26 protein-coding genes and 1 tRNA gene are annotated in these 26251 nt (G+C 61.8%); 5 read left to right on the top strand and 22 right to left on the bottom strand.

From position 1 onward, the window contains the following. Window positions 1-62 precede the first annotated feature (62 nt). The 9 genes from ISX84_RS16860 to hemE all read right to left on the bottom strand — a co-directional run bounded on the left by ISX84_RS16860 (window position 63) and on the right by hemE (window position 8518). Complete coding sequence (locus tag ISX84_RS16860; RefSeq protein ID WP_195821563.1) at window positions 63-527, bottom strand: DUF309 domain-containing protein; 465 nt, start codon at window positions 525-527, stop codon at window positions 63-65. Beyond that, window positions 511-1332 (bottom strand): alpha/beta fold hydrolase, encoded by an 822-nt coding sequence (locus ISX84_RS16855; RefSeq protein ID WP_195821562.1) that lies wholly within the window; start codon window positions 1330-1332, stop codon window positions 511-513. Before ISX84_RS16855 ends, ISX84_RS16860 begins: the two co-directional genes overlap by 17 nt. Beyond that, window positions 1329-2873 carry a benzoate-CoA ligase family protein gene (locus ISX84_RS16850; RefSeq protein ID WP_195821561.1) on the bottom strand — a complete coding sequence of 515 codons (1545 nt, stop codon included), beginning with the start codon at window positions 2871-2873 and terminating at the stop codon, window positions 1329-1331. Before ISX84_RS16850 ends, ISX84_RS16855 begins: the two co-directional genes overlap by 4 nt. Window positions 2874-2986: 113 nt before the next feature. Next, complete coding sequence (locus ISX84_RS16845) at window positions 2987-4306, bottom strand: TRAP transporter large permease (RefSeq protein WP_195821560.1); 1320 nt, start codon at window positions 4304-4306, stop codon at window positions 2987-2989. 12 nt (window positions 4307-4318) lie between these two features. Then, window positions 4319-4819, bottom strand: coding sequence for a TRAP transporter small permease (locus ISX84_RS16840; RefSeq protein WP_195821559.1), 501 nt, complete (start codon window positions 4817-4819; stop codon window positions 4319-4321). A 71-nt stretch (window positions 4820-4890) separates the two neighbouring features. Further along, a complete protein-coding gene (locus tag ISX84_RS16835; RefSeq protein ID WP_195821558.1) occupies window positions 4891-5931 on the bottom strand; it encodes a TRAP transporter substrate-binding protein in 1041 nt (346 codons plus the stop codon). Between the two features lie 136 nt (window positions 5932-6067). Then, window positions 6068-7279, bottom strand: a complete 1212-nt coding sequence (locus tag ISX84_RS16830; protein ID WP_195821557.1) for a 3-hydroxybenzoate 6-monooxygenase — start codon at window positions 7277-7279, stop codon at window positions 6068-6070. 74 nt (window positions 7280-7353) lie between these two features. Beyond that, window positions 7354-7430 (bottom strand) — tRNA-Met (locus ISX84_RS16825). 53 nt (window positions 7431-7483) lie between these two features. Beyond that, complete coding sequence (gene hemE / locus ISX84_RS16820) at window positions 7484-8518, bottom strand: uroporphyrinogen decarboxylase (RefSeq protein ID WP_195821556.1); 1035 nt, start codon at window positions 8516-8518, stop codon at window positions 7484-7486. A 103-nt stretch (window positions 8519-8621) separates the two neighbouring features. On the opposite strand from hemE, the gene hemC reads away from it, so the two are divergent. After that, a complete protein-coding gene (gene hemC, locus ISX84_RS16815; RefSeq protein WP_195821555.1) occupies window positions 8622-9572 on the top strand; it encodes a hydroxymethylbilane synthase in 951 nt (316 codons plus the stop codon). 15 nt (window positions 9573-9587) lie between these two features. On the opposite strand, the gene hemF is transcribed toward hemC, so the two are convergent. From hemF to clpS, 4 genes are all read right to left on the bottom strand, one after another. Then, complete coding sequence (gene hemF, locus ISX84_RS16810) at window positions 9588-10481, bottom strand: oxygen-dependent coproporphyrinogen oxidase (protein WP_195821554.1); 894 nt, start codon at window positions 10479-10481, stop codon at window positions 9588-9590. Window positions 10482-10554: 73 nt separating this feature from the next. Further along, the gene (locus tag ISX84_RS16805) at window positions 10555-11355 is read right to left on the bottom strand and encodes an SDR family NAD(P)-dependent oxidoreductase (protein ID WP_195821553.1); all 801 of its coding nucleotides are present in this window, start codon (window positions 11353-11355) and stop codon (window positions 10555-10557) included. A gap of 38 nt (window positions 11356-11393) precedes the next feature. Further along, the gene (locus ISX84_RS16800) at window positions 11394-12386 is read right to left on the bottom strand and encodes a class I SAM-dependent methyltransferase (RefSeq protein ID WP_195821552.1); all 993 of its coding nucleotides are present in this window, start codon (window positions 12384-12386) and stop codon (window positions 11394-11396) included. Between the two features lie 4 nt (window positions 12387-12390). Then, window positions 12391-12732 carry an ATP-dependent Clp protease adapter ClpS gene (clpS, locus tag ISX84_RS16795; RefSeq protein WP_195821551.1) on the bottom strand — a complete coding sequence of 114 codons (342 nt, stop codon included), beginning with the start codon at window positions 12730-12732 and terminating at the stop codon, window positions 12391-12393. A gap of 88 nt (window positions 12733-12820) precedes the next feature. On the opposite strand from clpS, the gene ISX84_RS16790 reads away from it, so the two are divergent. Further along, window positions 12821-13528, top strand: a complete 708-nt coding sequence (locus ISX84_RS16790) for an HAD family hydrolase (protein WP_195821550.1) — start codon at window positions 12821-12823, stop codon at window positions 13526-13528. A gap of 235 nt (window positions 13529-13763) precedes the next feature. Then, a complete protein-coding gene (locus ISX84_RS16785) occupies window positions 13764-15233 on the top strand; it encodes a D-alanyl-D-alanine carboxypeptidase family protein (RefSeq protein ID WP_195821549.1) in 1470 nt (489 codons plus the stop codon). Window positions 15234-15243: 10 nt separating this feature from the next. Here ISX84_RS16785 and ccoS read toward each other — a convergent pair whose 3' ends face one another. The 8 genes from ccoS to ccoN all read right to left on the bottom strand — a co-directional run bounded on the left by ccoS (window position 15244) and on the right by ccoN (window position 22984). Next, on the bottom strand, window positions 15244-15402 hold the full coding sequence (gene ccoS, locus ISX84_RS16780) for a cbb3-type cytochrome oxidase assembly protein CcoS (protein ID WP_195821548.1): 159 nt from the start codon (window positions 15400-15402) through the stop codon (window positions 15244-15246). Continuing rightward, complete coding sequence (locus ISX84_RS16775) at window positions 15399-17588, bottom strand: heavy metal translocating P-type ATPase (RefSeq protein ID WP_326838759.1); 2190 nt, start codon at window positions 17586-17588, stop codon at window positions 15399-15401. The genes ccoS and ISX84_RS16775 overlap by 4 nt, the downstream gene beginning before the upstream one ends. Then, window positions 17585-18058, bottom strand: a complete 474-nt coding sequence (locus ISX84_RS16770) for a FixH family protein (RefSeq protein WP_195821546.1) — start codon at window positions 18056-18058, stop codon at window positions 17585-17587. Before ISX84_RS16770 ends, ISX84_RS16775 begins: the two co-directional genes overlap by 4 nt. Continuing rightward, a complete protein-coding gene (gene ccoG / locus ISX84_RS16765; RefSeq protein WP_229884374.1) occupies window positions 18055-19509 on the bottom strand; it encodes a cytochrome c oxidase accessory protein CcoG in 1455 nt (484 codons plus the stop codon). Before ccoG ends, ISX84_RS16770 begins: the two co-directional genes overlap by 4 nt. A gap of 67 nt (window positions 19510-19576) precedes the next feature. Then, window positions 19577-20440: a cytochrome-c oxidase, cbb3-type subunit III gene (ccoP, locus tag ISX84_RS16760; RefSeq protein ID WP_195821544.1), complete on the bottom strand. Its 864-nt coding sequence runs from the start codon at window positions 20438-20440 to the stop codon at window positions 19577-19579. Further along, window positions 20437-20622, bottom strand: coding sequence for a cbb3-type cytochrome c oxidase subunit 3 (locus ISX84_RS16755; protein WP_195821543.1), 186 nt, complete (start codon window positions 20620-20622; stop codon window positions 20437-20439). The genes ccoP and ISX84_RS16755 overlap by 4 nt, the downstream gene beginning before the upstream one ends. Window positions 20623-20633: 11 nt before the next feature. After that, on the bottom strand, window positions 20634-21359 hold the full coding sequence (gene ccoO / locus ISX84_RS16750) for a cytochrome-c oxidase, cbb3-type subunit II (RefSeq protein WP_195821542.1): 726 nt from the start codon (window positions 21357-21359) through the stop codon (window positions 20634-20636). An 11-nt stretch (window positions 21360-21370) separates the two neighbouring features. Further along, window positions 21371-22984: a cytochrome-c oxidase, cbb3-type subunit I gene (gene ccoN, locus ISX84_RS16745; protein ID WP_195821541.1), complete on the bottom strand. Its 1614-nt coding sequence runs from the start codon at window positions 22982-22984 to the stop codon at window positions 21371-21373. 194 nt (window positions 22985-23178) lie between these two features. Between ccoN and ISX84_RS16740 the strand changes: the two genes are divergently transcribed. Then, on the top strand, window positions 23179-24015 hold the full coding sequence (locus ISX84_RS16740; protein ID WP_195821540.1) for a universal stress protein: 837 nt from the start codon (window positions 23179-23181) through the stop codon (window positions 24013-24015). Window positions 24016-24033: 18 nt separating this feature from the next. On the opposite strand, the gene fnrL is transcribed toward ISX84_RS16740, so the two are convergent. Further along, window positions 24034-24777: a transcriptional regulator FnrL gene (fnrL, locus tag ISX84_RS16735; protein WP_195821539.1), complete on the bottom strand. Its 744-nt coding sequence runs from the start codon at window positions 24775-24777 to the stop codon at window positions 24034-24036. 64 nt (window positions 24778-24841) lie between these two features. Here fnrL and hemN point away from each other — a divergent pair, with 64 nt between their 5' ends. Continuing rightward, on the top strand, window positions 24842-26197 hold the full coding sequence (gene hemN, locus ISX84_RS16730; RefSeq protein ID WP_195821538.1) for an oxygen-independent coproporphyrinogen III oxidase: 1356 nt from the start codon (window positions 24842-24844) through the stop codon (window positions 26195-26197). The last annotated feature ends 54 nt before the right edge of the window (window positions 26198-26251 follow it).

The raw sequence follows: 26251 nt of genomic DNA, 5'->3' as shown, positions 1-26251 counted from the left end.
AACGCATGTAGGTCAGAATAAAATGCGTTTCAGCGCAAGTTTTTTCCAAAATTGTGCGATAATTATGCTTTATACTGCATATTTAGCTCCGAACGCGTGACTTGCAATTCGCGTTGGAGCAGATCGATTCTCACGCCCAGAACAGGCACATCCGCCGGGCACCGGGCCAGATGTGCCTGCACCATATCGCAAAGACGCCGCGCTGCGCGGGGACGCTCCATCAACAGCTTGAGGCGGGCATTGGCCAATTGAATGAGGGCCTGCACCAGGTCCCGCTCGGCACTGGGATCCGCTGTGCGCATCCACACGGCTTCCAACACCTCGTGACATTCCCAGAAGTACCCGGCCCCCAAATACGCCAACCCGGTCTGAAACGCGGGGGTTTGATGGAGAGCCGTGGGAGCCGCCGCGGCATCGACTGTTGACTTGATCTCATCGAACCACCCCTCTGGATGACGGGGCGTCTGGCCGGGCACATAGACATGCGGAGGACGCAGTGTCTCGGAGAGCTCAGGCCAGACGGACATCTTCCCGCTCCAACCGCATCAACCGCGCGCAAAACTCGGTGATGGCCGCGCGCGTCTCCTCCGGGCGTTCAAGATGGGGGGCGTGGCCGCAATCGGGCAGTATTTTGACTTCCAGCGGCGCGTAGATGCGGGTCTCGATCTCTTCGATCTGCGCGATGGTGCCGTAGGGGTCCTCGCCCCCTTGGATCGCCAGCACAGGGATACGCCAATGATCTATCGCATCCGCGACATTCCAATGCGCAAAATCCGGGTCCGTCCATGCGTCATGCCATCCCAAAAAGGCGCCATCCACATTATCATGATACCTGGCAAGCCGCTGTTTCAGATCGCCTGAAGCGAATTCGGCCCCTGCCGCGCGGATGGCGTCGAGCCCGGACCCTTCCACGAAAAAATGGGGCGCGATCAGAACCAATCCGCGCACCCGCCTGTCGCTGATCGACCCGGCATAGAGGCTGGCAATTGTCGCCCCATCGGAATGGCCCAGCAGGATTACCTCCCCAAGGCCAGCGGCATCCATCACCGGCGCCAGGACCTTCTCGGTCTCCTGTTCCATGTAGGTGAGGGACCGCGGTAAGCTGACAGGCGTCGACCCACCATACCCCTGACGCGAATAAACAAACACACCCAGGCCCGTCGCCTCGGCCAGCTGCGCGGGAAACGCGCGCCAGAGGGCAACACAGCCCAGCCCCTCATGCAAGAGGACAAGGGTTGGCTCCTGTCCCGGGGGCGGGCCATAGCAGGCATATTCCAGCTGGACGCCACCAACCTCCAGCGCTGCGCCGGGCTCTGAGGTCCAGCGGATCATGGGGTCGACGGGTCGCGCAGCTTGAAGCGCTGGATTTTCCCGGTGGCGGTCTTGGGCAGATCCTCAACCACCTCGATCCAGCGGGGGTACTTCCACTTCCCGATCCGGGACTTCACATGCGCGATAAGGTCCGCCTCCAGATCAGCATGCGCGCTCTTTTCCAGCACGATGAAGGCCTTTGGCTTGTCCAGACCTTCGACATCCTGCGCGGCAACCACCGCCGCCTCCAGCACGGAGGGGTGGCTTGCCAGCGCCTGCTCCACCTCGAAGGGGGAAACCCAGATCCCGGAGACCTTGAACATGTCGTCAGTTCGACCGCAGTAGATGTAACGCCCATCCGGGCGGCGTTCGTATTTGTCGCCGGTGCGCGTCCAGACCCCTTCAAAGGTGGCGCGAGACTTGTCGCGTTGGTTCCAGTAGGCGGCGGCGGCAGAGGCACCGTTCACCAGCATTTCGCCGATTTCATTGTCGCCCACATCCTCGCCCGCGTCATCGACCAACCGCACCGCGTAGCCGGGCACCGGTGTCCCGGAGGTGCCATAGGCCAGGTCATCCGCGCGGTTGCTGAGGAAGATGTGCAGCATTTCGGTAGAGCCAACGCCATCAAGAATGTCGATGCCGGTCTGTGCCTGCCACCGCTTGCCCACATCTTCCGGCAACGCCTCTCCGGCGGAGATGCAGCGGCGCAGCGGTGCGTGCGGCGGCCCGGATTGGTCGATCTCGGCCACCATGGCGGCGTAGAGCGTCGGCACCCCGCAAAACACCGTCGGCTTTTCGGCATTCAGCGTCGCGATCATATCGGCAGGCTTGGGTCGCCCGGCAAAAAGCACGGTCGTCGCGCCCACCGCCAACGGGAAGGTCATCGCATTGCCCAACCCATAGGCGAAAAAGAGTTTCGCCGCCGAGAACACCCTGTCGCTTTCGGTCAGTCCGAGGACATGCGCGCCGTAGGTATCAGCAGTGGCCTTCATGCTGGCGTGCACGTGCTGCACCCCCTTTGGCTGGCCGGTAGAGCCGGAAGAGTAGAGCCAGAAAGCAACCTCATCGGCAGAGGCCGCCGCGGTGGGTAAAATCTCGGCACCGGTGGTGAAATCATCGAAGGGCTGGACCGGGCCGGTCACGGCCTCGCCGATGACAACCACTGATCTGAGGTAGGGATTGTCCGTCAGAGCAGGTTTCACGGCCTCATAGAGCGGCGCAGAGACAAAGAGCGTTACCGCCCGGCTATCGCGCAGGATCGCCTCATAGACCGGGGCCGCAAGCAGCGTGTTGATCGGGATCGGCACGACGCCGCATTTCAGCGCGCCAAAGAAAATCTGGGGGAACTCCACCGTATCAAGCATCAGCATCGCGGCGCGTTCCTCCGCGCGTAGGCCCGCACGCATCATGGCCCCTGCGACACGGCCCGCACCCTCGGCCAGCTGCTGGTAGGTCAGGCTGCGTCCGCTGCCTGCTTCGCGATAGGCGATCTTGTCTGCGCGCCCCTCTGCCAGATGTCTGTCAACGAAATAGCTGGCCGCGTTCTCAGTGGCGCTGATCACTTTACCCTCCCCCGAAACGACTGGCGATTCCTGCTCTATACTGCATGTGATGTAATCTGCCGCAAGCTGAGCGGTCAGGTGGTGCAATTTAGTGCACAATCACAAGGCCCGTATCAGGACGGCAGCAAGAAAAGCGTGATCGCCGGGAACATCACCAGAATGATCACCCGCAGGATGTCAGAGCCGACAAAGAACATCACCGCCTTATAGGTGTCGGTCATCGGGGTCTCTTTGTCCATCGCGTTGATGATAAAGAGGTTCATGCCCACCGGTGGCGTGATCAGCCCCACCTCCACCACGATCAGCACAAGGATGCCGAACCAGATCGCCACGTGTTCAGGCGACATGCCGAAATCCATTGCCGAGATGACCGGGAAAAAGATCGGAACCGTCAGCAAGATCATCGACAGGCTGTCCATCAGGCAGCCAAAGACCAGGTAGAAGACCAGTATGATCGAGAGCACGAACCACGGGCTATACCCCTGGTTCAGCACCCAGTCCGCCATGAACTGCGGCACACCGGAGAGCGCGAGGAAACTGTTGTAGAAGCTGGCACCGAGCACGATGAAGAAGATCATCGCCGTGGTGCGGGCCGTACCAAAAAGGCTGTCGCGGAACACCGACCAGTTCAGGCTGCCGGACAGCAGTGCGACCAGCCCCGTGCCCGCGGCCCCGATGGCCGAACCCTCGGTGGGGGTGAACCAGCCGAGGTAAATGCCGCCCACCACAACGCCAAAGATCACCAGCACCGGCCATGTGTTCGCCAGTGCCGCCCAGCGTTCCGACATCGGTTGCGGCGGGCGGGTGCCTGCCGATTTCGGATAGAGCCGGACGTAGAGCGAAATGGTCAGCATGTAGCCAACGGCTGCCAGAATGCCGGGGATAAAGGCCGCAAGGAAAAGCTTGGCGATGTTCTGCTCTGTGATGATGGCGTAGATCACGAGGATCACCGAGGGCGGGATCAGGATGCCCAACGTCCCCCCGGCAGCAAGTGTCGCCGTGGAAAATCCACCGGAATAGCCGTAGCGGCGCAGTTCCGGTAGCGCGACCTTGGACATGGTGGCAGCGGTGGCCAGAGACGAACCGCAAATCGCCCCGAACCCCGCACAGGCCCCGACAGAGGCCATGGCGACACCACCCCGGCGGTGCCCCAGAAAACTCTCGGCTGCCTTGAAGAGCGCGCTGGACATCCCCGAGAGGGTAGCGAATTGCCCCATCAGCAGGAACATCGGAATGATCGACAGCGAATAGCTGGAGAATTGTGTGTAGGTCTCGGATTTCAGCTTGTTGAGCAGCACATTGGGGTTGCCCCCCATGGCGAAATACCACCCTGCAAACCCGCAGAGCAGCATCGCCAAGCCGATGGGCGCGCGCAGAAACACCATGATCAGCAGGATCGGGAAGGACCAGAAGCCAAGTTCGAGGTTGCTCACGAGGGAAGGTCCTTACGCGGTCGGCAGCAGCATGCGGCCAGAGAGGCTTTCACCGACACGCATGGCGGCACAATAGAGGGCAACAATGCAGGTGACCACCGAGGCGGCGAAACTGAAGGAATAGGCCCACCAGACCGGGAACTGCAGGAAAAACGTGGTTTCGCCATTGCCGATGTAGCGCTGCATGCCTTCGTAAAGACGCCAGCTGATCAGGATCAGGGCAGCGGTCAGCACGACCTCCCAAAAGGCGATGATCGCGCGGTGCACCCGGCCCGGCAGTTGGGATGTGAAGATATCGACCGTGGCATGGGCCCCATGAAGCTGGCAAATCGGGAAGAAGGAAAAAATCGCAAAGGCGACACCCGCCTCAAGGATTTCATAGCTGCCGTTGACCTCGCCAATGCCCAGCTCGCGCCCGGCGGTCGACAGGGTCGTCAGAATAACGAGCCCCACCAGAACGAGGCCGCCGATAATGGCGGTAACGCGGGCGAGCGTTTGCACGGCCTGATGCATGAAAGGCTCCGGTCAGAAAACAAAAGACCCGCAGCACTTAACGCAGTGCTGCGGGTCAAGGAATACCGAATTTACTCGGTGTACTTGTCGATCAGCATGCGGGCTTCGTCGATCAGCGCCTGACCGTCGATGCCTTTCTCGTTCATGTCGGCGACCCATTCGTCATAGATCGGCTGCGCGACGGCTTTCCACTCGGCTGTCTCTTCTTCGTTCAGCGTCACGATGTTATTGCCGCGATCTGCCGCCGCCTGACGGGCAGGCCCATCGCTATCCGCTTGCGTCCCACCGGCAAAAACCGAGAACTCCAGACCGGAATTCTCGTCGATCACCTTCTTGAGATCATCCGGCAGGCCCTCATAGCGGTCCTTGTTCATCGCCAGCACAAAGGTCAGCACATAGAGCGCGTTGCCGGTGAATTCCGTGTGGTTGTCCACCAGTTCCGGGATTTTCAGCGCGGCGGTGACTTCCCACGGGATAGTCGTGCCATCAATCACGCCCTTGGAGAGACCTTCAGGCACGGCTGGCACCGGCATGCCCACCGGGGTTGCGCCGACTTTTTCCAGCAGCGCATTGGCCAGACGGGAGCCGCCACGGATTTTCAGCCCGTCCATATCGGAAGGTTTGCGCACTTCCTTGTTGGCGTGGATCAGGCCCGGCCCGTGCACCCATGTGCCGAGGATATGCACATCCTTGAACTCGGTGTCCTTCATGTGTTTCTCGAACATCTCCCAATAGGCGCGGGAGGCCGCGCGGGCGTTCGTCATCATGAAGGGCAGCTCAAAGACTTCGGTCGACGGGTAGCGGCCCGGCGTGTAGCCAACCACGGTCCAGACGATATCTGCCACACCGTCAATCGCCTGATCCATCAGCTCCGGGGGCTTACCGCCCAGCTGCATCGACGGATACCGCTCCACCTTGATGCGACCGCCGCTGTCTTCCTCGACACTATCGGCCCAGACATCAAGCACCAGCTTGGGCACATTGGCCTGTGGCGGCAGGAACTGGTGCAGGCGCAGGGTGACGTCCTGGGCCGTCGCAGGCGCCGCCCCGAAGCCCACCGCCAGCGCTGCGGCAGCCGCCATGTTGAGAAATGATTTGCGTGAGATCGTCATTCTAGTTCCTCCCTAAACCCGGTCGGGCCTTGCGTTTTGCGGCCTCTGACTCGTCTTCCCTGCTAAATTGCTATTGCAGATCACCGGGGATGTCACCCGTGTTTGTAACTATCCCGCTGGCAGTACAGGGCGATGGTCAAGGCCCTCTGGTCTCGGGGGAGACGGCGCCTTCGAGACCGGTAGAGCCATAGAGCCAGGCCACCTGATCAAACCATTCCTCGGCGCCGCGCGCGGCCATCACCGCATTGCGCAGGGCCGCGTGGGCCCCTGACGGGTGGTAGACATGGGTGCCGATCTCGCGGGATTGCAACTGTACACGCGCGGTGCGCAACCGGCGCCGATCCTGATACCGGATCAAGGCCGCTGCGACATCCTCCGCGCCGTCCAGTTCATCCGCAAGGCACACCGCATCCTCCAACGCCATGCAGGCGCCTTGCGCAAAATACTGCAACATCGGATGCGCCGCGTCTCCCAAAAGCGCGACACGTCCCTCTGTCCACCCCATGACCGGGTCGCGGTCGCAAAGCACCCAAAGTTTCCAATCCGATCCTTTGTCGATGATCTGCTGCGCCCGCGGATGGATATGCTCAAAACCCCTGCGCACCTCCGCGTGGCGCACCGGTTTGCCCGCCACCGGGTCCGGCGCGTCGTTGTGGCAGGTCACCACGAGGTTGAACAGTTTCCCACCGGACAGCGGGTAGTGCACGATGTGGCATTTCGGTCCGGCCCAGAGCGTCGCGTCGTTCCACCGCAGGTCTTCGGGCATCTCTGCCACCGGGATCACGGACCGGTAGGTCGTATGGCCGGACACCAGCGGCGCGCCATCCCCGATCAGTTGCCCCCGCACGCGCGACCACAGACCATCCGCCCCGATCAGCGCGCGCCCGGTGATCTGCACTTCATCCGCCAGCGTGACGGTCGCCGCGCTGCTGTCCTGATCATAGCGGCTCACCGCCGCCTGCGTCCGCAGGTCAATCAGCGGGTGATCCCTGCAGGCCCTGAGCAGGACGCCGTGCAGATCGCCCCGGTGCACAACCGCATAGGGGTTGCCGAAACGGGCGCGAAAACCGGCATCCAGCGGGATGTGGGTGATCCGGTCACCGGTCAGCGCGTCCATCAGCCGAAGGTTGTCGATATAGACCGCCATTCCGCGCGCCGCATCGCCAACGCCCAGAGCGTCGAAGGCGTGAAAGGCATTGGGGCCCAGTTGAATGCCCGCGCCGATCTCGCCCAGTTCAGCCGCCTTTTCCAGCACCAGAGAAGACAGCCCTTTTTGCGCCAGGCCCAGGGCTGCCGCCAGCCCGCCAATGCCGCCGCCCGCGATCAGTATCCGGTCTTTCTCGGTCATGACCCCCTCTTTCAGGCGGCAACTGTTGCGCGCGCCATGCGCGGGGTCAATGGGCAGAAACGGTGGGGGGATGCTGGTGGCGTTACCTGGACTTGAACCAGGGACCTAACGATTATGAGTCGTTCGCTCTAACCAACTGAGCTATAACGCCATCGGGCCGTGGACTATGACAGCCCCGCAGCCCCGTCAAGCCAGAAAGCGCGATTATCCCGCCCGAACCGTGTCGATCATGCGCTGCACGTTGTCCGGATCCGCGTCCGGCGTGATCCCGTGCCCCAGATTGAAGATATGCGGGCCCTTTGAAAAGGCTTTTACGATGGCGCGTGTGTCGTCCACCAGCGCCTGACCGCCGGTGACCATATGGCTGCTGGCAAGGTTGCCCTGCACACAGCCATCGACCTGCACGTGTTGCGCCGCCCATGCCGCGCTGACCGAGTTATCCAGCGCCACGCAATCCACACCGGTCGCTTTGGCAAAGCCGATGTAGTTATCCCCCGCCTCGCGCGGGAAACCGATGACGGGGATATGCGGATAGCGTGCTTTCAAGGCGGCAGTGATTTCGCGTGCGGGTTCGAGTGCGTATTTCTGGAACGCCTCGCCCTTGAGCGAGCCCGCCCAGCTGTCAAAGATTTTCACAACTTCGGCGCCCGCCTCGATCTGTGCGGCCAGATAATCGATTGTCCCCGCCGTGATCCGCGCCAGCAGCGCCTCGAAGAGGGCGTTGTTTTCCTGCCGCAAGGCGTGGGCAGGTGCCTGATCCGGCGTCCCTTGGCCCGCGATCATATAGGTTGCCACCGTCCAAGGCGCGCCGGCAAAGCCGATCAGCGTCGTCTCGGCGGGCAGTTCGCGTCGCAGGATGCGCACCGTTTCATAGATCGGGTTCAGGGTCTCGTGAATATCCCCAACCGGTCCCAGCTTGTCGAAATCCGCCTGTGTCTGCACGGTGGACAAACGCGGACCTTCACCCGTCACGAACCACAGATCGGCCCCCAAGGCCTGTGGCAGCAGCAGGATATCGGCAAAGAGGATGGCCGCATCGAACCCGTAGCGGCGGATCGGCTGCAAGGTCACTTCGGCAGCCAGATCAGGATTGTAGCAGAGCGACAGGAAGTCACCGGCCTGCGCCCGCGTCGCCTTGTATTCGGGCAGGTAGCGCCCAGCCTGACGCATCATCCAGATCGGTGGGGTTGGAAGCGTTTCGCCTGCAAGCGCGCGCAGAATGGTTTTTGTCGGGGCCATGGATGTCCTCAATTTGCAACTCCACGTTGGTCAGGGGCAGCGGCGCTGTTGTCAAGACACAGACGGGTTGTCAGGATAATTTGACGCGCATAAAGATGGGCGCATGACAGTGACCCTCCCGACCCCCGACAGCCCGCTCAGAATTGGCACACGCGGCTCGCCCCTGGCGCTTGCACAGGCCCATGAGACACGGGATCGGCTGGCGCAAGCCTTTGATCTGCAAGAAAACTGTTTTCAGATCGTTGTGATCAAGGTCACTGGCGATGCCATTCAGGATCGGGCGCTGAAGGATATTGGCGGCAAGGGGCTTTTCACCCGCGAGATCGAAGAGGACTTGCTGTCAGGGAAAATTGACATTGCCGTGCATTCGACCAAGGACATGCCGACGTTGCAGCCGGACGGGTTGATCCTTGATACCTTCCTGCCGCGCGAGGATGTGCGCGATGCTTTCATCTCGCCCAAACTGTCCAGCATCGCCGAACTGGCCCCCGGCGCGGTTGTCGGCACCTCCAGCCTGCGCCGCAAGGCACAGCTGCTGCACCGTCGCCCTGATCTGAAGGTAGTGGAATTTCGCGGCAATGTGCAGACCCGGTTGAAAAAGCTCTCCGATGGGGTTGCGGAATGCACCTTTCTGGCCGCCGCAGGGCTGAGCCGGTTGGGCATGGACGACGTGCCCGCCACACCAGTTGAACCAGACGACATGCTGCCCGCCATCGCACAAGGCGCTATCGGGATCGAGCGTCGCATGGACGACGCCAATACCGCCGAAATGCTGATGGCCATCCACGATGTGGAAACCGGCCAACGCCTTGCCGCAGAACGCAGCCTGCTGCTGACCCTGGACGGGTCCTGCGAGACGCCGATTGCCGGGCTTGCGGAGTTGACCGGAGACCGATTGCGCCTGCGGGGTCAGGTGCTGCGCCCTGACGGATCGCAAGCGCTGGCCGGAGAACGTGACGGCTCTATCGAAGAGGCCGCCGCCATGGGCAAGGATCTTGGCGAGGAACTGCTGTCACGGGCCGGGCCGGCGTTTTTCGACTGGCATGACGCGTAAAATCGCAACCCTGCCCTAAATCCATTTGGCCAGCGGTGGCAGGCTCATCAGCACCGCATTTGCATCATGCCCGGTCTCAAGCCCGAACTTGGTGCCCCGGTCATACACCAGATTGTACTCAGCATAGAGGCCGCGGTGCACCAGTTGTGCCTCTTTGTCCTGATCCGACCACTCTTGCACACGACGTTTGCGCACCAGCGGCACATAGGCAGGCAGGAAGGCCCGCCCGATGTCCTGCGTCAGGCTGAAATCAGCTTCCCAATCGCCGGTGCAGTGATCGTCCATGAAAATCCCGCCAACCCCGCGCGCCCGGTTGCGGTGTGGGATGTAGAAATACTCATCCGCCCATTCCTTGAGGCGCGGGTAAAGCGCTGCCCCATGTGGATCGAGATGTTCCTGCTGGGTCGCGTGGAAATGCGCCGTGTCCGCGTCGTACTCAAGGCAGGGGTTGAGGTCCGATCCGCCACCGAACCACCAGGCATGCGGCGTCCAGAACATGCGCGTGTTCATATGCACGGCGGGCGCATGCGGGTTCTGCATATGCGCAACGAGGGAGATACCCGACGCCCAGAAGCGCGGGTCCTCTTTCATGCCCGGAATACCCTTGCGCGCGGCCATCGCCATCTGCGCCCGTTCCCCCAGCGTGCCGTAGACCGTGGAGATGTTTACTCCCACCTTTTCAAAGACGCGCCCGCCGCGCATCACGGACATCAAGCCACCGCCTGCGTCCGATCCATCCTCGCTGGTGCGCTGTGTCTCCGAGACCTCGAAAGCACCCGCCGCAGCCTCCGACAGCGGACCTTCGGAATGGTCCTGCTCCAAAGCTTCGAAAGCCGCTACGATATCGTCCCGCAGGTTGCGAAACCACGCTGAGGCGCGGGATTTTTCGGTATCGAAGCTGTCGGTCATGAGCGGTCCAATGTGTCACGTTTGTCTGACATCATTCCTAGACCGGAAGCCCCACGGCGAAAAGTGCGAAATCCTAATGCGCTGGCGCCGCGACGGCGTCGAGCAGGCTGCGCCCGCCGTCCACCGTGATCACCTCACCGGTCATGAAGCCGGAGCTTTCGGCCGCCAGAAACTGCACCGCCTCGGCCAGTTCGGCGGGCCCGGCAATGCGACCCAAAGGTGTATGGTCGCGAATGTCTTCCCGCCAGTCGCTGTTTTCCACCACGGAAGATTTCAGCGACGCGCTCATCACCGATCCGAAGGCCACGGCGTTCACGCGGATGCGCTCCGGGGCCAGCGCAAGCGCCATGGAGCGGGTCATCTGTTCCAGAGCCGCAGAGGCGATGGAATAGCCCATCAGTTCCGGCCGGGTATTGCGCGCCGCAATCGAGCTGAGATTGATGATCGAGCCCAGCTGCCCCTCCGGCTGGTCCGCGCCCTGCTTGATCATACGCTTGGCCACCTGCTGGGTCAGATGCAGCGAGGTCATCAGGTTCTGCTCCAGCAGTACTGCAACGGATTTGTCTTCGATGTTGAGCGCATCGGTCGGCATCACCTGCCGCGACGCATTCACCAGGATATCGACCCGTTCGAAGGCGTCGATTGTGGCCGACACAAGATTGGCAATGGTCAGCCGCTGGCGCAGATCGCCGGCAAAATAGCGCAGGGCGCTATCCTCGGCGTGATCCCCCCATTCATTCGTCAGCTTCTTTTCGTCCATGTCGGCGCACATCACGTTTGCCCCACGGTCTGCGAACTGACGGGCGATGGCGAGGCCGATGCCGTTTGCCGCACCGGTCACGATTGCGGTTTTGCCGTTGATGGAAAAGGACATGGAGGCTCCCCTGTTGCGCAGGTCCAGTCTAGACCGATTCAGCCGCGCTTGCGAAGCGGTCGGCTGGCGTGGAACAATTTGAAGCGCCGATCCCCGGCAACTTCGCTGGTTTTTGCAAAGAGCGACTGCAGCGTCGCCTCGTAGGGCAGATGACGGTTCGCGACCATCCAAAGCTGCCCCTGCGCGTGCAAGGCCTGCGCGGCGGTGCGTAGAAACGCCTGTCCAAGGGTCGGGTCAGCGCTGCGCGCGGCGTGGAACGGCGGGTTCATCACCACCGTATCCAGCCGTTCTTCGGGACGCCAGGTCATCGCGTTGGCCCAGTGAAACTGCGCCCGCGGGTCGGTGACATTATGGCGCGCGCAGTCCAGCGCCATATGTCCGGCCTCGACCAGGTGAAGCTCTTCGACATCGGGCCGCGTCAGGATATGCGCCGACAAAAACCCCCAGCCCGCACCCAGATCGGCCACGCGTTTGCCCAGGTGATCCGGCAGCGTGTCGACCAGCAGTGCAGACGCCGGATCGATTCCATCCGCCGAGAAGACGCCTGGTGCTGTCCAAAAGCCACCCTCGGTCAGGGCTGGACCGGCGGCCCAGTCCTCGAACGTATCAGCGTCGGGATCAGTGACCCAGAACAGCTTGCCATGCGCTTTGGACAGCGGCCCTTCGATCTTCGCCCGCTTTCTGACGTCCCGCAGCATGCTATCCACGCCATCGGTTTTCTGACCGTCTATGATCAGCGTCCCCTGCGTCCGGCGCGCAGCCTCGGCGATCAGCGCCCGCGCCTCTGATTTGGCGCGTGGCAGGGAGACGACGGCAGCGGCGTACTGCCCTTCTGCAGCAACAACGCAATCGTACCCGCGGTCACGCCAGTGATCAAAGTCCGGTCTGAACCCGGTGACAATCTGTGTCCGCTCTTTCGGAAGGCCGGGCAGCATTGCGTCGGGTTTGGGTTGAAAAACAGCGATGCGCCCCTCGGACGGCCACAGCAAACCACCCCCATCAAGGGCCAGCGACAGACGGGCGTCGATCACGCGCCTAGTCTTCTTTTTCCATGGTGCATTGCAGCGGATGCTGGTGCCGCCTGGCAAAATCCATCACCTGCGCCACCTTGGTTTCCGCGATCTCGTGGCTGAACACGCCCACGACGGCCACGCCTTTTTTATGCACGGTCAGCATGATCTCGAACGCCTGCGCGTGGTTCAGGCCAAAGAAGCGCTCAAGCACATGAACCACGAACTCCATCGGCGTGAAATCGTCATTGAGCAACAGGACCTTATACAGCGGCGGGCGCTTGGTCTTGGGCTTGGTCGCCGTCAGGATTGATGTATCGCCATCATCCTCGGGGCGGTCTGCCATCATGAATGCGTCGCGGTGCATTTCTGCTCCTGATCTGCTTTTGGGTCGCGGTGAGTCGTTGAGCGCTCTATATAACCTGTCTGAACATTTAGAAAAGGGGGCGGCCCATATGGCGCAGGTGCTCAGCACGATCGGATTTGATGCCGATGACACCCTTTGGCACAACGAACGCTTTTTCCAGATGACGCAGGCGCATTTTGCGGAACTGCTGGCCGATTTCACCGATAAACCGAACCTGATGCAGCGCCTGCTTGCCGCCGAAAAGCGCAATCTGGGCCACTACGGGTTTGGCGTGAAGGGCTTCACCCTCTCCATGATCGAAACCGCGATCGAGGTGACGTCGGGCAAGGTATCCGCGCCGGTCATCGCGGAAATTCTGGACGCAGGTCGCGAGATGCTGCGTCACCCTGTGGACTTGCTGCCCCATGCGCGCGCAGCAGTGGAAACGGCCCGACAGACGCACCGCACCCTGCTGATCACCAAGGGTGACCTGCTGGATCAGGAGCGCAAGTTGGCCCAATCCGGGCTGGGTGATCTGTTCCATGCGGTCGAGATCGTCTCGGATAAAACACCGGACACCTACCGCGGGATTTTCGACCGGCACGGGACAGGGGTGGACCGCGCTTTGATGGTTGGGAATTCCATGCGGTCAGATGTCTTGCCGATGATAGAAGCAGGCGGCTGGGGTGTCTTCGTTCACCACGGTCACGCATGGGATTTCGAGCGGGCAGAGGCACCATCGGAAGATGCCCGGTACCATGCCTTGCAGGACCTTGGCGAACTCTCTGACCTGATCGCGAAGATCGAGTCCATCTGACCGCACGGGCCGAGATCCGATTCTCGCCACAGGGGACGCCCCATTCCTGCCACAATCGCTCTTCTTGGTGTGCGCCCGTGCGCACCAACCAGATGTGGATCATGCTTCACTGAAAGTTAACGCAAATACCTTAAATCAAAGGCTTTATAGAAATCGAAAGCTGTGTTAGCCTCGCACTTACAAAACAGCCAGTCGAACAAATCGGCGGCATGAGGCAGAAAAAAGGCAGGTTATCATGAAGGTTCGGCGCGCAATGCCGGCCCGTTACGGGCTATTTTTACTCGCAGCTCTGTGGTTGTTGGTGGTTCTTCCCCTCAGTGCGGTCGCTGCTCCCTACGCAGCATATGTGATGGACGCGAGGTCGGGCAAAGTCCTGCATTCGCGCAACGCGGATACCCGGCTTCACCCGGCATCGCTGACCAAGATGATGACGCTCTACATTGCGTTTCAGGCGGTGGAGCGGGGTGAGATTTCCCTCGATACCAAGGTCAAGATCTCCCGCCATGCCGCGTCCGAGCCACCGTCGAAGCTTGGGTTGAAATCGGGACAGCGTATTGCCTTTCGCTACCTGATCCGCGCCGCCGCCGTGAAATCTGCCAATGACGCCGCAACTGCCATCGGCGAGGCGCTTGAGGGGTCGGAGGCCGCCTTTGCCCGCCGCATGAACCGCACTGCCAAGGCCTTGGGGATGTCCCGCACGACCTTCAAAAACGCGCACGGGTTGACCGAATCCGGTCACCTCTCCACGGCGCGGGATATGTCGATCCTTGGCCGCCACGTGCTTTATGACTATCCGGAATATTATAATCTCTTCTCGCGCCGCTCCACCAATGCCGGCGTGCGTGAAGTGGCGAACACCAACCGGCGCCTGCTGGGCGCCTACCGCGGTGCCGATGGCATCAAGACCGGTTATACGCGCGCGGCAGGGTTCAATCTTGTAGCCTCTGCCGAACGGGGTCGTGAACGCATCATCGCCACCGTCTTTGGCGGCACCTCCACCAGTGCACGGAATGCGCGCGTGGCCGAGCTTCTCGACATGGGCTTCAAACGAGCGCCAACGCGTGTCGCCCTGAACAAGCCGAGGAAACCGGAATATGTGCCCGGTGGTGCTAGAAAAATCGTGCGCGCCAGCGGCATCACCCGCACCAGCCTGCGTCCGCGCCTGCGCGCCGGCACGCAGTTGGCCGCTGCGGCAATTGCCACACCGGCGGCCCCGCCCCCTGCCGCCGCGCAGGCCAGCGCCAGCGGCGTGCTGTCCTCTGACATTCAGATGGCGCTTGTCGCCGCGCAGGAAGTGCCGGTGGAAGCGGAGACCAAACCGATTCAGACAATCGTCGCGTCGAACAGCAGCTTTGCCGCCGCAACTCTGCGCCCGGCCATGCGACCCGGCAGCAGCACCGTGCTCGCTCTGGCCGCCGAGACACCGCCGGAAAACGAAGTCGTGACACGGCTGTCCACATCGGGCGGGCATCAGTGGGGCGTGAATGTGGGGCGGTACACCAGCCGCTACAACGCGGAGCGCGCACTTGTCACCACAGCGCTTGCGGAAATGACCACACTCGAAGGCACCCTGCGCAAGGTTGTGAAAAAACCCACGGGCTTCGATGCGAACTTCCTTGGTATGACACGCGACAGTGCGGACCTCGCCTGTCGCCGCCTTGCCGCCCGCAATATCAGTTGCTTGATGGTCGGCCCCGCTTCCTAAGGGGCCACCACTATTCCTTGGGGTGATCGTCCCATTTGTCACTGAGGATGCGTCGGCTGTCACCTTCGGGATCGTCGTACTGACGGGACTTCAAAGTATAGAGGAATCCGGCCAGCCCCAGACCGCCCAGGATCAGTGAAATCGGGATCAGATAGGCCAGAACGTTCATCCACGCCCCCTGACCCGCAGCGCATTCAAGGACACAGTGATCGACGAGGTCGACATGGCCAGCGCCGCAATCAGGGGCGTGGCAAGACCCGCCACAGCTAACGGCACAGCCACGATGTTATAGAGCGTTGCAATCTGAAAGTTCTCGCGGATGCGCCGCGTGGCCTGACGGGCAACCGCCACAGCATCAGCAATCGGTTCCAGGTTCTGCCCAAGTAGCACCATGTCCGACGCCGCACGCGCAGCATCCAGCGCTTGCGCCGGGCTGATCGACACATGGGCCGTCGCCAAGGCGGCGGTGTCATTCAGGCCGTCGCCAACCATCAGCACATGCCGCCCCTCATCCCTCAGCTTGGCAACAAAATGCGCCTTGGCGTCGGGCAACATGGCCGCATGCCATTCTTCGATCTTTAGCCCGGCCGCAAAGCTGGCCACGGCAGGCGCACGATCGCCAGACAACAGGATCACATCAACGCCCTGAGCCCGCAGGCCCGCGATGGCCTCAGCCGCCCCTTGGCGCGGGGCGTCCGTGAAGGTCAAAAGCACGGGCGTTCCATCGCCCATATCCAGTGCCGCGCAAATACTGTCATCGGGAGGCGTCACCCCGATCCAGTCGGGCCGTCCCAGCCGCACTGCCTGTTTGTCCAGCAGCGCCTGGGTCCCGAAACCCGGTTTTTCCACTATCTCTGTAACGTCGGCCGGCGCATGATTTCCGGTGCGAGCCATCTCGGAAATCGCACGCGAAAGCGGATGTGCAGATCCCTCGGCAAGGGCAAATGCCACAGATTTCTGCGCATCTGTGAGCTGCCCCCAGTTCATGATCTTCGGCTTGCCAGTGGTCAGGGTGCCGGTCTTGTCGAAAACCACCGTGTCCGCCTCGGCCAGACGTTCCAGGGCCGTTGCATTCTTGATCAACAGCCCCTTGCCGAACAACCTGCCCGATGCAGCCGTTGTGACCGCCGGAACCGCAAGACCGAGCGCACAAGGACAGGTGATGATCAAGACGGCGGCGGCAATGTTCAGCGAAACACGCATGTCACCGGACCAGATCAACCAACCCAAAAACGCCAGGGCAGACAGGATGTGCACCCCGGGCGCGTAGAGTTTCGCCGCCCGATCCGCCAAGGAGGTGTACCGCGACCGACCGCTTTCCGCGACGGCCACCAAGGCGGCCATGCGGTGCAGCGATGTCTCTTGCCCCACTGCGGTTGCCTGCAGGGTCAGCGGTCCGGTCAGGTTCACCTCGCCCGCGCTGATGGGGTCCCCGACACCACGCACTTCCGGCAGGGTTTCACCGGTGAGCATGGCGCGGTCAATCTCCGACCGGCCGTCGATGATGATACCGTCCACGGGGGCACGGGCGCCCGGGCGGATCAGGACATGATCGTCAATGCGCAAGTCGGCAACGGGCACCTCGACAGGTCCGTCCGTCGCCATACGCAGGGCCCGCGGCACCTCCAACGCCGTCAGCTCTTCGGCGGCAGAACGGGCGGCGGAACGGGCGCGCGCATCGAGCCAGCGACCGGCCAGCAGGAAAAACGTCAGCGTCAGGGCCGCGTCAAAGTAGGCATGGTGGCCGGAAAGCCATGTTTCCCAAAGCGAGGTCACCAGCGCCAGCACGATGGCCAGGCTGATGGGCACATCCATGTTCAGCCGTCCCGCGCGCAGGGCACTCCAGGCGTTGCGAAAAAAGGGCTGCGCTGAAAACGAGATGGCGGGCAAGGCAATTGCGGCGGAAATCCAATGGAACAGATCCCGCGTGGCGTCGGCGGCCCCCGACCAGACCGCGACCGATAGCAGCATGACGTTCATCGATGCAAACCCGGCGACGGCCAGACGCATCAACAGATCCTTGCTGGCGTTGCGGGTTGCGGTGTCGTTCAGCGCGCCGGGGTCAAGCTCGTGTGCTTCGAACCCTTCGGTCTCCAGGACCGTGACGAGCTCTGCCGCCTTCACCTCTGGTTCCGCGTCGATCAGGGCACGTTTGAGGGTCAGGTTCACCCGCGCTGATTTGATCCCGGGATGGGCATCCAGTGCCGCCTCCACCTTGGCGATGCAGGCCTGACAGTGGATCGTGGGCAGAGACAGCATCAGCCGCGCATCCCCAGATGGCGCCGCAACCGGCTCTGGCGGTCCCGCCAGACACCCCGGACAGGCGGCCGGACTATTTGTGCTCAGCGCGCTCACTCCGCGCCTTTGGGAATATGCAGGATCACCCGCTGCTGAAAGACGGTGCCGTCTTCGGCCAATGCCTTCATGCGCAGGTTCCAGTTCCCGGGCGCAAGCTGTGCCGGTGCCACATAGCGGCTGCCATCGAACACAAACGCTGGTGTCTGGTCATCCCGCACATGGGTGGCGCGCCCTAATGTGGCCTCCAGTGACGCCACCTCGACGGGCGCGCCCTGAGCGTCGGTAATCGAAAGGACAACCTCGTCACCGCGCGCCTGCGCCAGCACGGACCAACCCAGGGCTGTCTGGGCCATGCGGTTTTCATCGAACTTCTGGCTGGCGACGTAGGAGTTCTTCACCTCCAGCCCGGGAAAGGTGCTGATCGCACTATAGGCAAGCAGAAGGTTCACGCTGATGATCACGGAGAACCCGATGACAAAAATCATCGCAACGTGGCGCCCGGTCAGAGGCCTGGATGTCGTGGTCATTGGGCGTCTCCTTTGCCGCTGAAGCTGCTGTCCTTGTAGGCGCGGTCACCGTTGCTGAGATCTTCCACCCAGAACCGCAGGTCCGTCCGGGCTGCCTCTGCCGGGTCTGATCCGGGCGGCGCGATCACGTAGACCCGCTGCAGCAGGGATGTATCCGTGGGCACGGTCACCGAGGCGTAAGGCGTGCCTTCCAGTTGAACACGCAACGCCGGATTACCTTTGACAAAGACGCGGAACAGGCGCTCCTCGTTGTTCTTGTTGCGCAAGCGGATGTCATAGGTGTTGCGGATCGATCCATCCGACAGGGTGACAAAGGTCGGGTTGCGGATCGGGGCAACCGTCATCTCGATATCCGCCCGAATGAAAAGCGCCACGATCAGGGCAAGACCAACGCCGCCCCAAAGGGCCGTGTAGAGCAGCGTGCGAGGCCGGAACACATGCCGCCAGATCGCACGCGGCGCATGGCCTTCGCGTTCGCGGGTTTCATCCGCCAGTGCGATGTAGTCGATCAGACCGCGCGGTTTGCCGATGCGTTCCATGACGTCGTCGCAGGCATCGATGCACAGGGCACAGGTAATGCACTCCAGCTGCTGCCCGTCACGGATGTCGATCCCCATCGGGCAGACATTCACGCAAGCCATGCAGTCGATGCAGTCGCCCATGGGCTCGGTCTTGGCTTCCTGGCTGTGTTTGCGCGGCTCTCCCCGCCAGTCGCGATAGGCAACGGTCAGCGTGTCTTCGTCCATCATCGCGGCCTGAATACGCGGCCAGGGGCAGGCATAGATGCAGATCTGCTCCCGCATGAACCCGCCAAAGACAAAGGTCGTGGCCGTCAGAAAGGCCACCGTCCCATAAGCCACCGCATGTGCCTGTCCGGTAAAGAGCTCGACAAACAGGGTTGGCGCGTCTGCGAAATAGAAGACCCAGGCACCCCCGGTGGCCACGGCAATGAGCAGCCAGAGCACCCATTTGGTCACGCGCAGCCGTATCTTACGGACGTCCATTTTCTGCTGGCGGTGCAGGCGCAGGCGCGCGTTGCGGTCGCCTTCGACCCAGCGTTCGACCAGAATGAAGAGGTCGGTCCAGACCGTCTGCGGGCAGGCATAGCCGCACCAGACGCGCCCCAGCGCGGAGGTGAAGAGGAACAATCCAAGCCCGGCCATGATCAGCAGCCCAGCGACGAAATAGAACTCATGGCTCCAGATTTCGATCCAGAAGAAATAGAACCGGCGGTTCGCCAGATCGAGCAGCACCGCCTGATCCGGCAGACTCGGGCCCCTGTCCCACCTGATCCACGGGACAAGGTAGTAGATGCCGAGGGTGACCGCGAGGATCACCCATTTGAGGTTTCTGAACCGGCCGGAAACGCGGCGCGGGAAGATGGGTTCGCGGGCGGCGTAGAGGCTGGGAGGTTGCGCTTGATCTGTCACGACGGTCCTTGCGGGTTTCATCAGATGCAGTCAGGGCCGGAGCGTATTTGTGACACCATACCACAAACCCGGCCCTGTCCAGCGGGGATTATTCGCCCCCGCCAAGTTGGTGCACGTAGAGTGCCACCGCCCTGATCTGTGCCTCGGTCAAACGCTGTGTCCAAGGTGGCATGACGCCATAGCGGCTATAGGTCACAGTCTCGGTCAGGGTCTCTTCGTCACCGCCATAGAGCCAGATGGCATCGGCGAGATTCGGTGCCCCGAGATCGACATTTCCAAGACCGTTGTCGCCATGGCACGCCGCGCAGTTGTCCGCAAAAAGCTCGGCCCCCGGCTCTGCCAGCGCGGGATCAAACGCACCGCCCGACAGCGACATGACATAGTTGACCACTTGGGTGATCTCCTCCGGTTCGAAAATCTCACCATAGGCGGGCATTTCGGAGTACCGGGCATCGGGGTCTTCCTCGTTGCGGATGCCATGCGCGATGGTGGTGTGAATGGCCTCAATATCGCCCCCCCAGAGCCAGTCATCGTCGAGCAGGTTCGGGTAGCCGACAAAACCAGCTGCACCCGACCCGTGACACTGCGCGCACCAGGTACGGAAAACCGCAGCCCCAGACGACACCGCATAGCTGTTCAATGTGGCATCTGCGGAAATCTCGGTCAGTTCTGCCGACGCCAGTTGCGCATTGATCCCGGCATTGGCTTCTTCAACGGCACTGATTTCGGCGGCCACCTCGCCGCGGGTGGAATAGCCCAGCAGACCGGCGGTGGCGGAGGAGACCAGCGGCCACGCGGGATAGGCGATGGTGTAGGCCACGCCCCAGACGATGGTGGCGTAAAAGGTCCACAGCCACCAGCGTGGCATCGGGTTGTCAAATTCCTCGATCCCATCCCAGCTGTGGCCGGTGGTGTTCGGATCGCCCTCTTGTTTTGGGGGAACTTTGCTCATTTCTGTGCCTCCTTATCCGGGGCGGGTCGTTCGTCATTTCGGAAAATCATGGTCGCGGCGTCACGGTGGGTCTTGCTGGACCCGGGCCGGATGACCCAGAACCAGATGCCCACGAAGACGCAGAACAGCAGCAACAGCATCCAGCTGTCGGCGAATTCACGTAAGAGACTGTAGGTTTCCATCGGTCTCTCCTCTAGCGGCTTGCGTCTGGGGTGAAGGTCGAGAAATCGACCAGCGTGCCCAGCATCTGCAGGTAAGCGATCAGCGCGTCGGCCTCGGAAATGCCCGGCTGGCCGTCGAAGTTACGCACCTGCGCCCCCGGATAACGTTCCAGCATGTCGTCATAGTCGCTGTCCGGGTCCGCCTGGGCCCGGAAATCGGCAGCGGCGGCCTGGATCATCTCGTCGGTGTAGGGCACGCCCACAAAGGCATGGGTCTCCAGCAGGTCCTGTACGTGCTCGGCGTCCAGCAGCGTGCGCTCCAGAAAGCCGTATTTGGGCATGATCGATTCCGGCACCACGGACTGCGGGTCGCGCAGGTGATCGATGTGCCAATCGTCCGAGTACCGTCCGCCCACCCGGGCCAAATCCGGCCCGGTGCGTTTGGAGCCCCACTGGTGCGGGTGGTCGTACATCGACTCCGCCGCCAGTGAGTAGTGGCCATAACGCTCCACCTCGTCGCGCATCGGGCGGATCATCTGGCTGTGGCAGACATAGCAGCCTTCGCGCACGTAGATGTCCCGCCCGGTCAGTTCCAGCGGCGAATAGGGCCGCATGCCGTCGACTTTCTCGATGGTGTTTTCGAGATAGAAGAGCGGCACAATCTGCACGATGCCCCCGATGGTCACCACCAGAAAGCTGAGGATCAGCAACAGGGTGGCATTGGTTTCGATGAGCTTGTGTTTTGAAAGGATCGACATTTCACCCCTCCTTATTCAGCGGGGACAGCTGTACCGAGCGACGCCTTGGCAGGGGCCGCGCGGACAGTCATCCACAGATTGTAGCACATGATGATGGCACCGGAGAGGAACAGAACCCCGCCCAGACCGCGCACCACATACATGGGGAACTTCGCGCTGACGGTGTCGGCAAAGCTGTTCACGAGGAAGCCGTTGGCGTCGACTTCGCGCCACATCAGGCCCTCCATGATGCCGGTCACCCACATGGACGCCGCGTAGAGCACGATGCCGATGGTGGCGAGCCAGAAGTGCCAGCTGACCAGTGAAAGCGAGTAGAGCCGCTCGCGTTTCCAGAGCACCGGCACGAGGTAGTAGAGCGCGCCAAAGGTGATCAGACCGTTCCAGCCGAGCGCACCGGAGTGCACGTGGCCGATGGTCCAGTCGGTGTAATGCGACAGCGAGTTGACGGAGCGGATCGACATCATCGGCCCCTCGAAGGTGGACATACCGTAGAAGGCGAGGCTGGTGACCATCATCCGCAGCACCGGATCAGTCCGCAGCTTGTCCCAGGCGCCTTGCAACGTCATCAGGCCGTTGATCATCCCACCCCAGCTGGGCATCCACAGGATGATCGAAAAGACCATGCCGAGCGTCGAGGCCCAATCCGGCAGCGCGGTGTAATGCAAGTGGTGCGGACCGGCCCAGATATAGAGGAAGATCAGCGCCCAGAAGTGGATGATCGACAGCTTGTAGGAGAACACTGGTCGTTCCGCCTGCTTCGGCACGAAGTAGTACATCATGCCCAGAAAGCCCGCCGTCAGGAAAAAGCCCACCGCGTTGTGGCCGTACCACCACTGCACCATGGCATCCTGCACGCCCGAGAAAACCTGCACCGATTTGCTGCCCCAGATGGAAACCGGAATGGAGATGTTGTTGACGATGTGCAGCATCGCCACGGTCACGATGAAGGCCAGGAAGAACCAGTTGGCCACATAGATATGCGGCTCCTTGCGCTTGATGATCGTGCCGAGATAGACGGCGAGATAAGCGACCCAGACGATGGTCAGCCAGATATCGACGTACCATTCAGGCTCCGCGTATTCCTTGGATTGGGTGCCGCCCAGCAGGTAGCCGGTGGCCGCCAGAACGATGAAAAGCTGATAGCCCCAGAACACGAACCACCCCAGGTTGCCGCCCCAAAGCCGCGCGGCCGAGGTCCGCTGCACCACGAAGAAGGACGTAGCGATCAGGGCGTTGCCCCCAAACGCAAAAATCACCGCGGAGGTGTGCAGTGGGCGTAACCTGCCAAAATTCGCGTAGCCTTCGGCCCAGGCGAAATTCAGTTGCGGAAATGCCAGCTGAAAGGCGATCACCACGCCCACCAGAAACCCGACGACCCCCCAGAATGCGGTGGCGATCACGCCCGCGCGCACGACGCTGTCGAAATACTCATTTGTCGGGGTTGGGGTGACGGGCTCATCCGTCGCGCGCAAGGTTGTCAAAAACAGCCCCGCCGCAACGATCATGAAGATCACCATATGGACCTGATAGGCAAGATCGCGGGCGTAGCTTGCCGCGATCATTGTAAACAGCGTGGCGAGCGCCAGGACCACCAGCTTCACGTAGTTTAGTGTTCCGGTATTCATTGCTCCGGGTTCCCTTCCGGTTAGCCCCACGCAGGCGTGGGAACGTTCTTGGTGATGCGGGTGTGGCGTGAAGTGCCTCCGCGCGCTTTGATCTGCATCAACTCTAGGGTGGATTTACCCTGACCCGGATCAAGGAAATAGAGGAAATACGCGGTTAAGTTGTCGCAGAGGACCCTCTGGATAAGGACACGGCGATGTCGTTCAAAACCATTTTCACCGCAATGACCTCCTTCGACGCGCATCAGGCAGCACTTGCCCAGGCTGCGGCCATGACAGAAGCGCAGGACGCGCATCTTGATGTCATGTGCCTCGGCATGGACCGATCGCGCAGCAACTACTACGAAGTTGGTGCAAATGCCTTCATCGTTCAAACAGCCCTGGAAGAGGCGCATAAGAAAGGCGCCAAGGTCCGCAAGAAAACCGACGCCTGGCTGGAAACGAGCAAGCTGCGCTGGAACACGACAACTGCGGTTGCAACGCTGGCGGATGTCGGGCGCCCCTTGTCGCAGGCCGCGCGATTTGCCGATCTCTGCGTTGTCTCCCTGCCCTATCGCGACACCAGCGGCAACGAGGAAAACCTGATCCTCGAGGCGATGATGTTTGATGCGGCCTGTCCAACGCTGGTCATGCCCGATGTGGAGCCGGTGCCCGTACCCTCCCGCATCGTGATCGGCTGGAACGAGAGCGCCGAGGCATTGAGGGCGATACGGTCTGCCATGCCATTGCTGATCGCGGCAACGGAAGTCCATATCGCAATCATCGACCCGCCGGAACATGCGGCGGACCGGTCAGATCCCGGCGGCGCCCTTGCGGTGATGCTGTCCCGTCACGGCGTCAACTGCGACATTCAGGTGATGTCGCGCAGCGGTGCCCGTGTGAGCGAACGCCTGCAGCGCCACGTGACAGAAACGGATTCGGACATGCTGGTCATGGGCGGCTACGGACACTCCCGTTTCCGCGAGGCGATCCTGGGCGGCGCCACACGGGAAATGCTGGAGCATGCGAAAGTGCCCGTGTTCATGGCGCATTAGGACCTACGCGATGGCGGGTCAGGTCAGGTAACCGCCATCGCTGTCATCTCCCGCTTCGGTCAGCAGCCGGTCCATATCCGGTATGCTGATCTTGCGCTTGCCACTGAGCGAGATGATGCCATCGCGTTTGAGCGCAGAAATCTGGCGGCTGACCGTCTCCAGCGTCAGCCCGAGATAATCGGCCATCGCTTCGCGGGTCAGGGGAAGGTCAAAGACAAGCTCCTTGCCGGGCGGTGCCGACCCGAGCAGCGCATCCCGCCGCGCGATGATCGACAGCAGGCTGGCGATTTTTTCCCGCGCGGTCTTGCGCCCCAGGACCAGCATCCATTCCCGCGCCGCGTCCAGTTCGTCTAGGGTCATTTCCAGCAGGCGATGCGCCACATGGGGGGTGGTATCGATCATCTTTTCAAAGGGTTTGCGCCGAAAGCAACACATCGTCAGATCGGTTGTCGCGGTGACCGTGTAGGCCGCCACACCGCGTCCCGGACGCCCCACGAAGTCCGACGGTAACAAGAGACCCACCATCTGCGTACGCCCATCCTCCATTGTCTGGGTCAGGGTCGCCACACCGGAGACCACGGAGGCCACGAAATCCATATGGTCTCCGGCCCACATCACCGGCTGCCCGGCGCTGAAGCTGCGGTAGTATTTGATGTCTTCCAGCAGCTCGAGCTCTTCGCTGTCGCATTTGGCACAGACCGCGCGATGCCGGATCGGGCAGTCAGTACAATTCTTGAAGGCAGGGGCAACCGCCTGCTGCATTTTGAGGCTCCATTTTTTGATCTGTGTCAAGGAACGATGACAGGGCGCACTTTATTGGATCAGTATGCACATGACATCCAAATTAGCCAAGCTGGGGCTATTTGACGCGATGGTTCCGCGTTACACGAGCTACCCCACCGCGCCTCAGTTCAAACCCACGACCGGCAGTGAGCATATGCAGGAGTGGGTGCAGGCAGTGCCGCCGGGCAGTCAGATTTCGCTTTATCTGCACATTCCGTTCTGCCGCAGGCTGTGCTGGTTCTGTGCCTGCCGGACGCAAGGCACGCAGACCCTGTCGCCCGTGGCAAGCTATCTGCAGACGCTGATACAGGAAATTGAGATGCTCGGTCGCTGGCTGCCGGAGGGTGTCACACTGAGCCGGATGCATTGGGGCGGCGGCACACCAACGCTGCTTTCGCCAGGGATGATTGGTGAGCTCTCTGATGCAGTCGTGGCGATTGCCCCCCTGGCGCGCACTGCGGAGTTTTCCGTCGAGATCGACCCCAATGAGATAGACGCCGCACGCGTGGATGCGCTGGCCAGGGCAGGCATGACTCGTGCCTCCATCGGCGTGCAGGATTTCGATCCGGAGGTGCAAAACACGATCGGTCGCATTCAGGGATTCGAGATCACCCGCGACGCGGCGGAAATGCTGCGCGGGGCCAGCATCACCTCTCTCAATGCGGACATCCTCTTTGGGCTGCCGCATCAGGATGAGGCGCGCATTGCCGGTTCCGTGCAGAAACTGCTGACGTTGAATCCGGACCGCGTCGCCCTTTACGGCTATGCGCATGTGCCTTGGATGGCGCGGCGGCAATCGATGATCCCCAGCGATGCGCTGCCGGCACCGGAAAAACGGCTGAAACTCTTTGATACCGCGCGGCGGTTGTTTGACTGGGACGGGTACACCCAGATCGGGATCGATCATTTTGCAGCGCCACATGACACGCTCGCCATAGCGGCGCGCGCCGGGCGGCTGCGGAGAAACTTTCAGGGCTATACGGACGATCCCGCTGACGTTTTGATCGGGCTCGGGGCCTCTGCGATTTCGCGTTTTCCGCAGGGGTATACGCAGAACGCCCCAGCCACATCCGCTTATGCTAAGGCCATTCAACAGGGGCATTTTTCTACCGCACGCGGACATGTGTTCGCGGGTGACGATCTGTTACGGGCGCGGATCATCGAGGCGCTGATGTGCGATTTCGAGGTGAGCCTGATCGACATCACCGCCCGCTTCCCCGGATCAGGCGCACGCGTCACCGCCTTGCTGCGTGAGGCGGCGGAGCGTTTCGACGACATGGTGCAGATCAGTGAGACCGGCCTGCGCATTCGCCCCGAAGGCGAGCCGCTTACCCGGATCATCGCCCGGCATTTCGATGCCTATGACATGTCGGGCGCGGGGCATGCGTCGGCCATCTGAGGGCAGCGGTGGCCCAAGGCCCACCCTACCTGCTGCCTCGCGGTGGCCCTTCCA

This window comes from Roseobacter sp. MH60115, assembly GCF_015644665.1.
Lineage (GTDB): Bacteria > Pseudomonadota > Alphaproteobacteria > Rhodobacterales > Rhodobacteraceae > Roseobacter.
Note: the sequence above shows the minus strand (reverse complement) of the source record. Positions and strands in the feature narration are given on the sequence as shown.

Excerpts from the sequence above, each read along its gene's own strand:
- clpS (WP_195821551.1), bottom strand. The coding sequence starts at position 12,732 with ATGCACCGCGACGCATTCATGATGGCAGACCGCCCCGAGGATGATGGC.
- ISX84_RS16805 (WP_195821553.1), bottom strand. The coding sequence starts at position 11,355 with ATGTCCTTTTCCATCAACGGCAAAACCGCAATCGTGACCGGTGCGGCA.
- ccoG (WP_229884374.1), bottom strand. The coding sequence starts at position 19,509 with ATGAAACCCGCAAGGACCGTCGTGACAGATCAAGCGCAACCTCCCAGC.
- hemF (WP_195821554.1), bottom strand. The coding sequence starts at position 10,481 with ATGACCGACAGCTTCGATACCGAAAAATCCCGCGCCTCAGCGTGGTTT.
- ISX84_RS16755 (WP_195821543.1), bottom strand. The coding sequence starts at position 20,622 with ATGGAAACCTACAGTCTCTTACGTGAATTCGCCGACAGCTGGATGCTG.
- ccoN (WP_195821541.1), bottom strand. The coding sequence starts at position 22,984 with ATGAATACCGGAACACTAAACTACGTGAAGCTGGTGGTCCTGGCGCTC.
- ISX84_RS16740 (WP_195821540.1), top strand. The coding sequence starts at position 23,179 with ATGTCGTTCAAAACCATTTTCACCGCAATGACCTCCTTCGACGCGCAT.
- fnrL (WP_195821539.1), bottom strand. The coding sequence starts at position 24,777 with ATGCAGCAGGCGGTTGCCCCTGCCTTCAAGAATTGTACTGACTGCCCG.
- hemE (WP_195821556.1), bottom strand. The coding sequence starts at position 8,518 with ATGGCCCCGACAAAAACCATTCTGCGCGCGCTTGCAGGCGAAACGCTT.
- ISX84_RS16855 (WP_195821562.1), bottom strand. The coding sequence starts at position 1,332 with ATGATCCGCTGGACCTCAGAGCCCGGCGCAGCGCTGGAGGTTGGTGGC.
- ISX84_RS16770 (WP_195821546.1), bottom strand. The coding sequence starts at position 18,058 with ATGACCACGACATCCAGGCCTCTGACCGGGCGCCACGTTGCGATGATT.
- ISX84_RS16840 (WP_195821559.1), bottom strand. The coding sequence starts at position 4,819 with ATGCATCAGGCCGTGCAAACGCTCGCCCGCGTTACCGCCATTATCGGC.
- ccoS (WP_195821548.1), bottom strand. The coding sequence starts at position 15,402 with ATGAACGTTCTGGCCTATCTGATCCCGATTTCACTGATCCTGGGCGGT.
- hemN (WP_195821538.1), top strand. The coding sequence starts at position 24,842 with ATGCACATGACATCCAAATTAGCCAAGCTGGGGCTATTTGACGCGATG.
- ISX84_RS16790 (WP_195821550.1), top strand. The coding sequence starts at position 12,821 with ATGGCGCAGGTGCTCAGCACGATCGGATTTGATGCCGATGACACCCTT.
- ISX84_RS16830 (WP_195821557.1), bottom strand. The coding sequence starts at position 7,279 with ATGACCGAGAAAGACCGGATACTGATCGCGGGCGGCGGCATTGGCGGG.
- hemC (WP_195821555.1), top strand. The coding sequence starts at position 8,622 with ATGACAGTGACCCTCCCGACCCCCGACAGCCCGCTCAGAATTGGCACA.
- ISX84_RS16860 (WP_195821563.1), bottom strand. The coding sequence starts at position 527 with ATGTCCGTCTGGCCTGAGCTCTCCGAGACACTGCGTCCTCCGCATGTC.
- ISX84_RS16835 (WP_195821558.1), bottom strand. The coding sequence starts at position 5,931 with ATGACGATCTCACGCAAATCATTTCTCAACATGGCGGCTGCCGCAGCG.
- ccoP (WP_195821544.1), bottom strand. The coding sequence starts at position 20,440 with ATGAGCAAAGTTCCCCCAAAACAAGAGGGCGATCCGAACACCACCGGC.
- ccoO (WP_195821542.1), bottom strand. The coding sequence starts at position 21,359 with ATGTCGATCCTTTCAAAACACAAGCTCATCGAAACCAATGCCACCCTG.
- ISX84_RS16785 (WP_195821549.1), top strand. The coding sequence starts at position 13,764 with ATGAAGGTTCGGCGCGCAATGCCGGCCCGTTACGGGCTATTTTTACTC.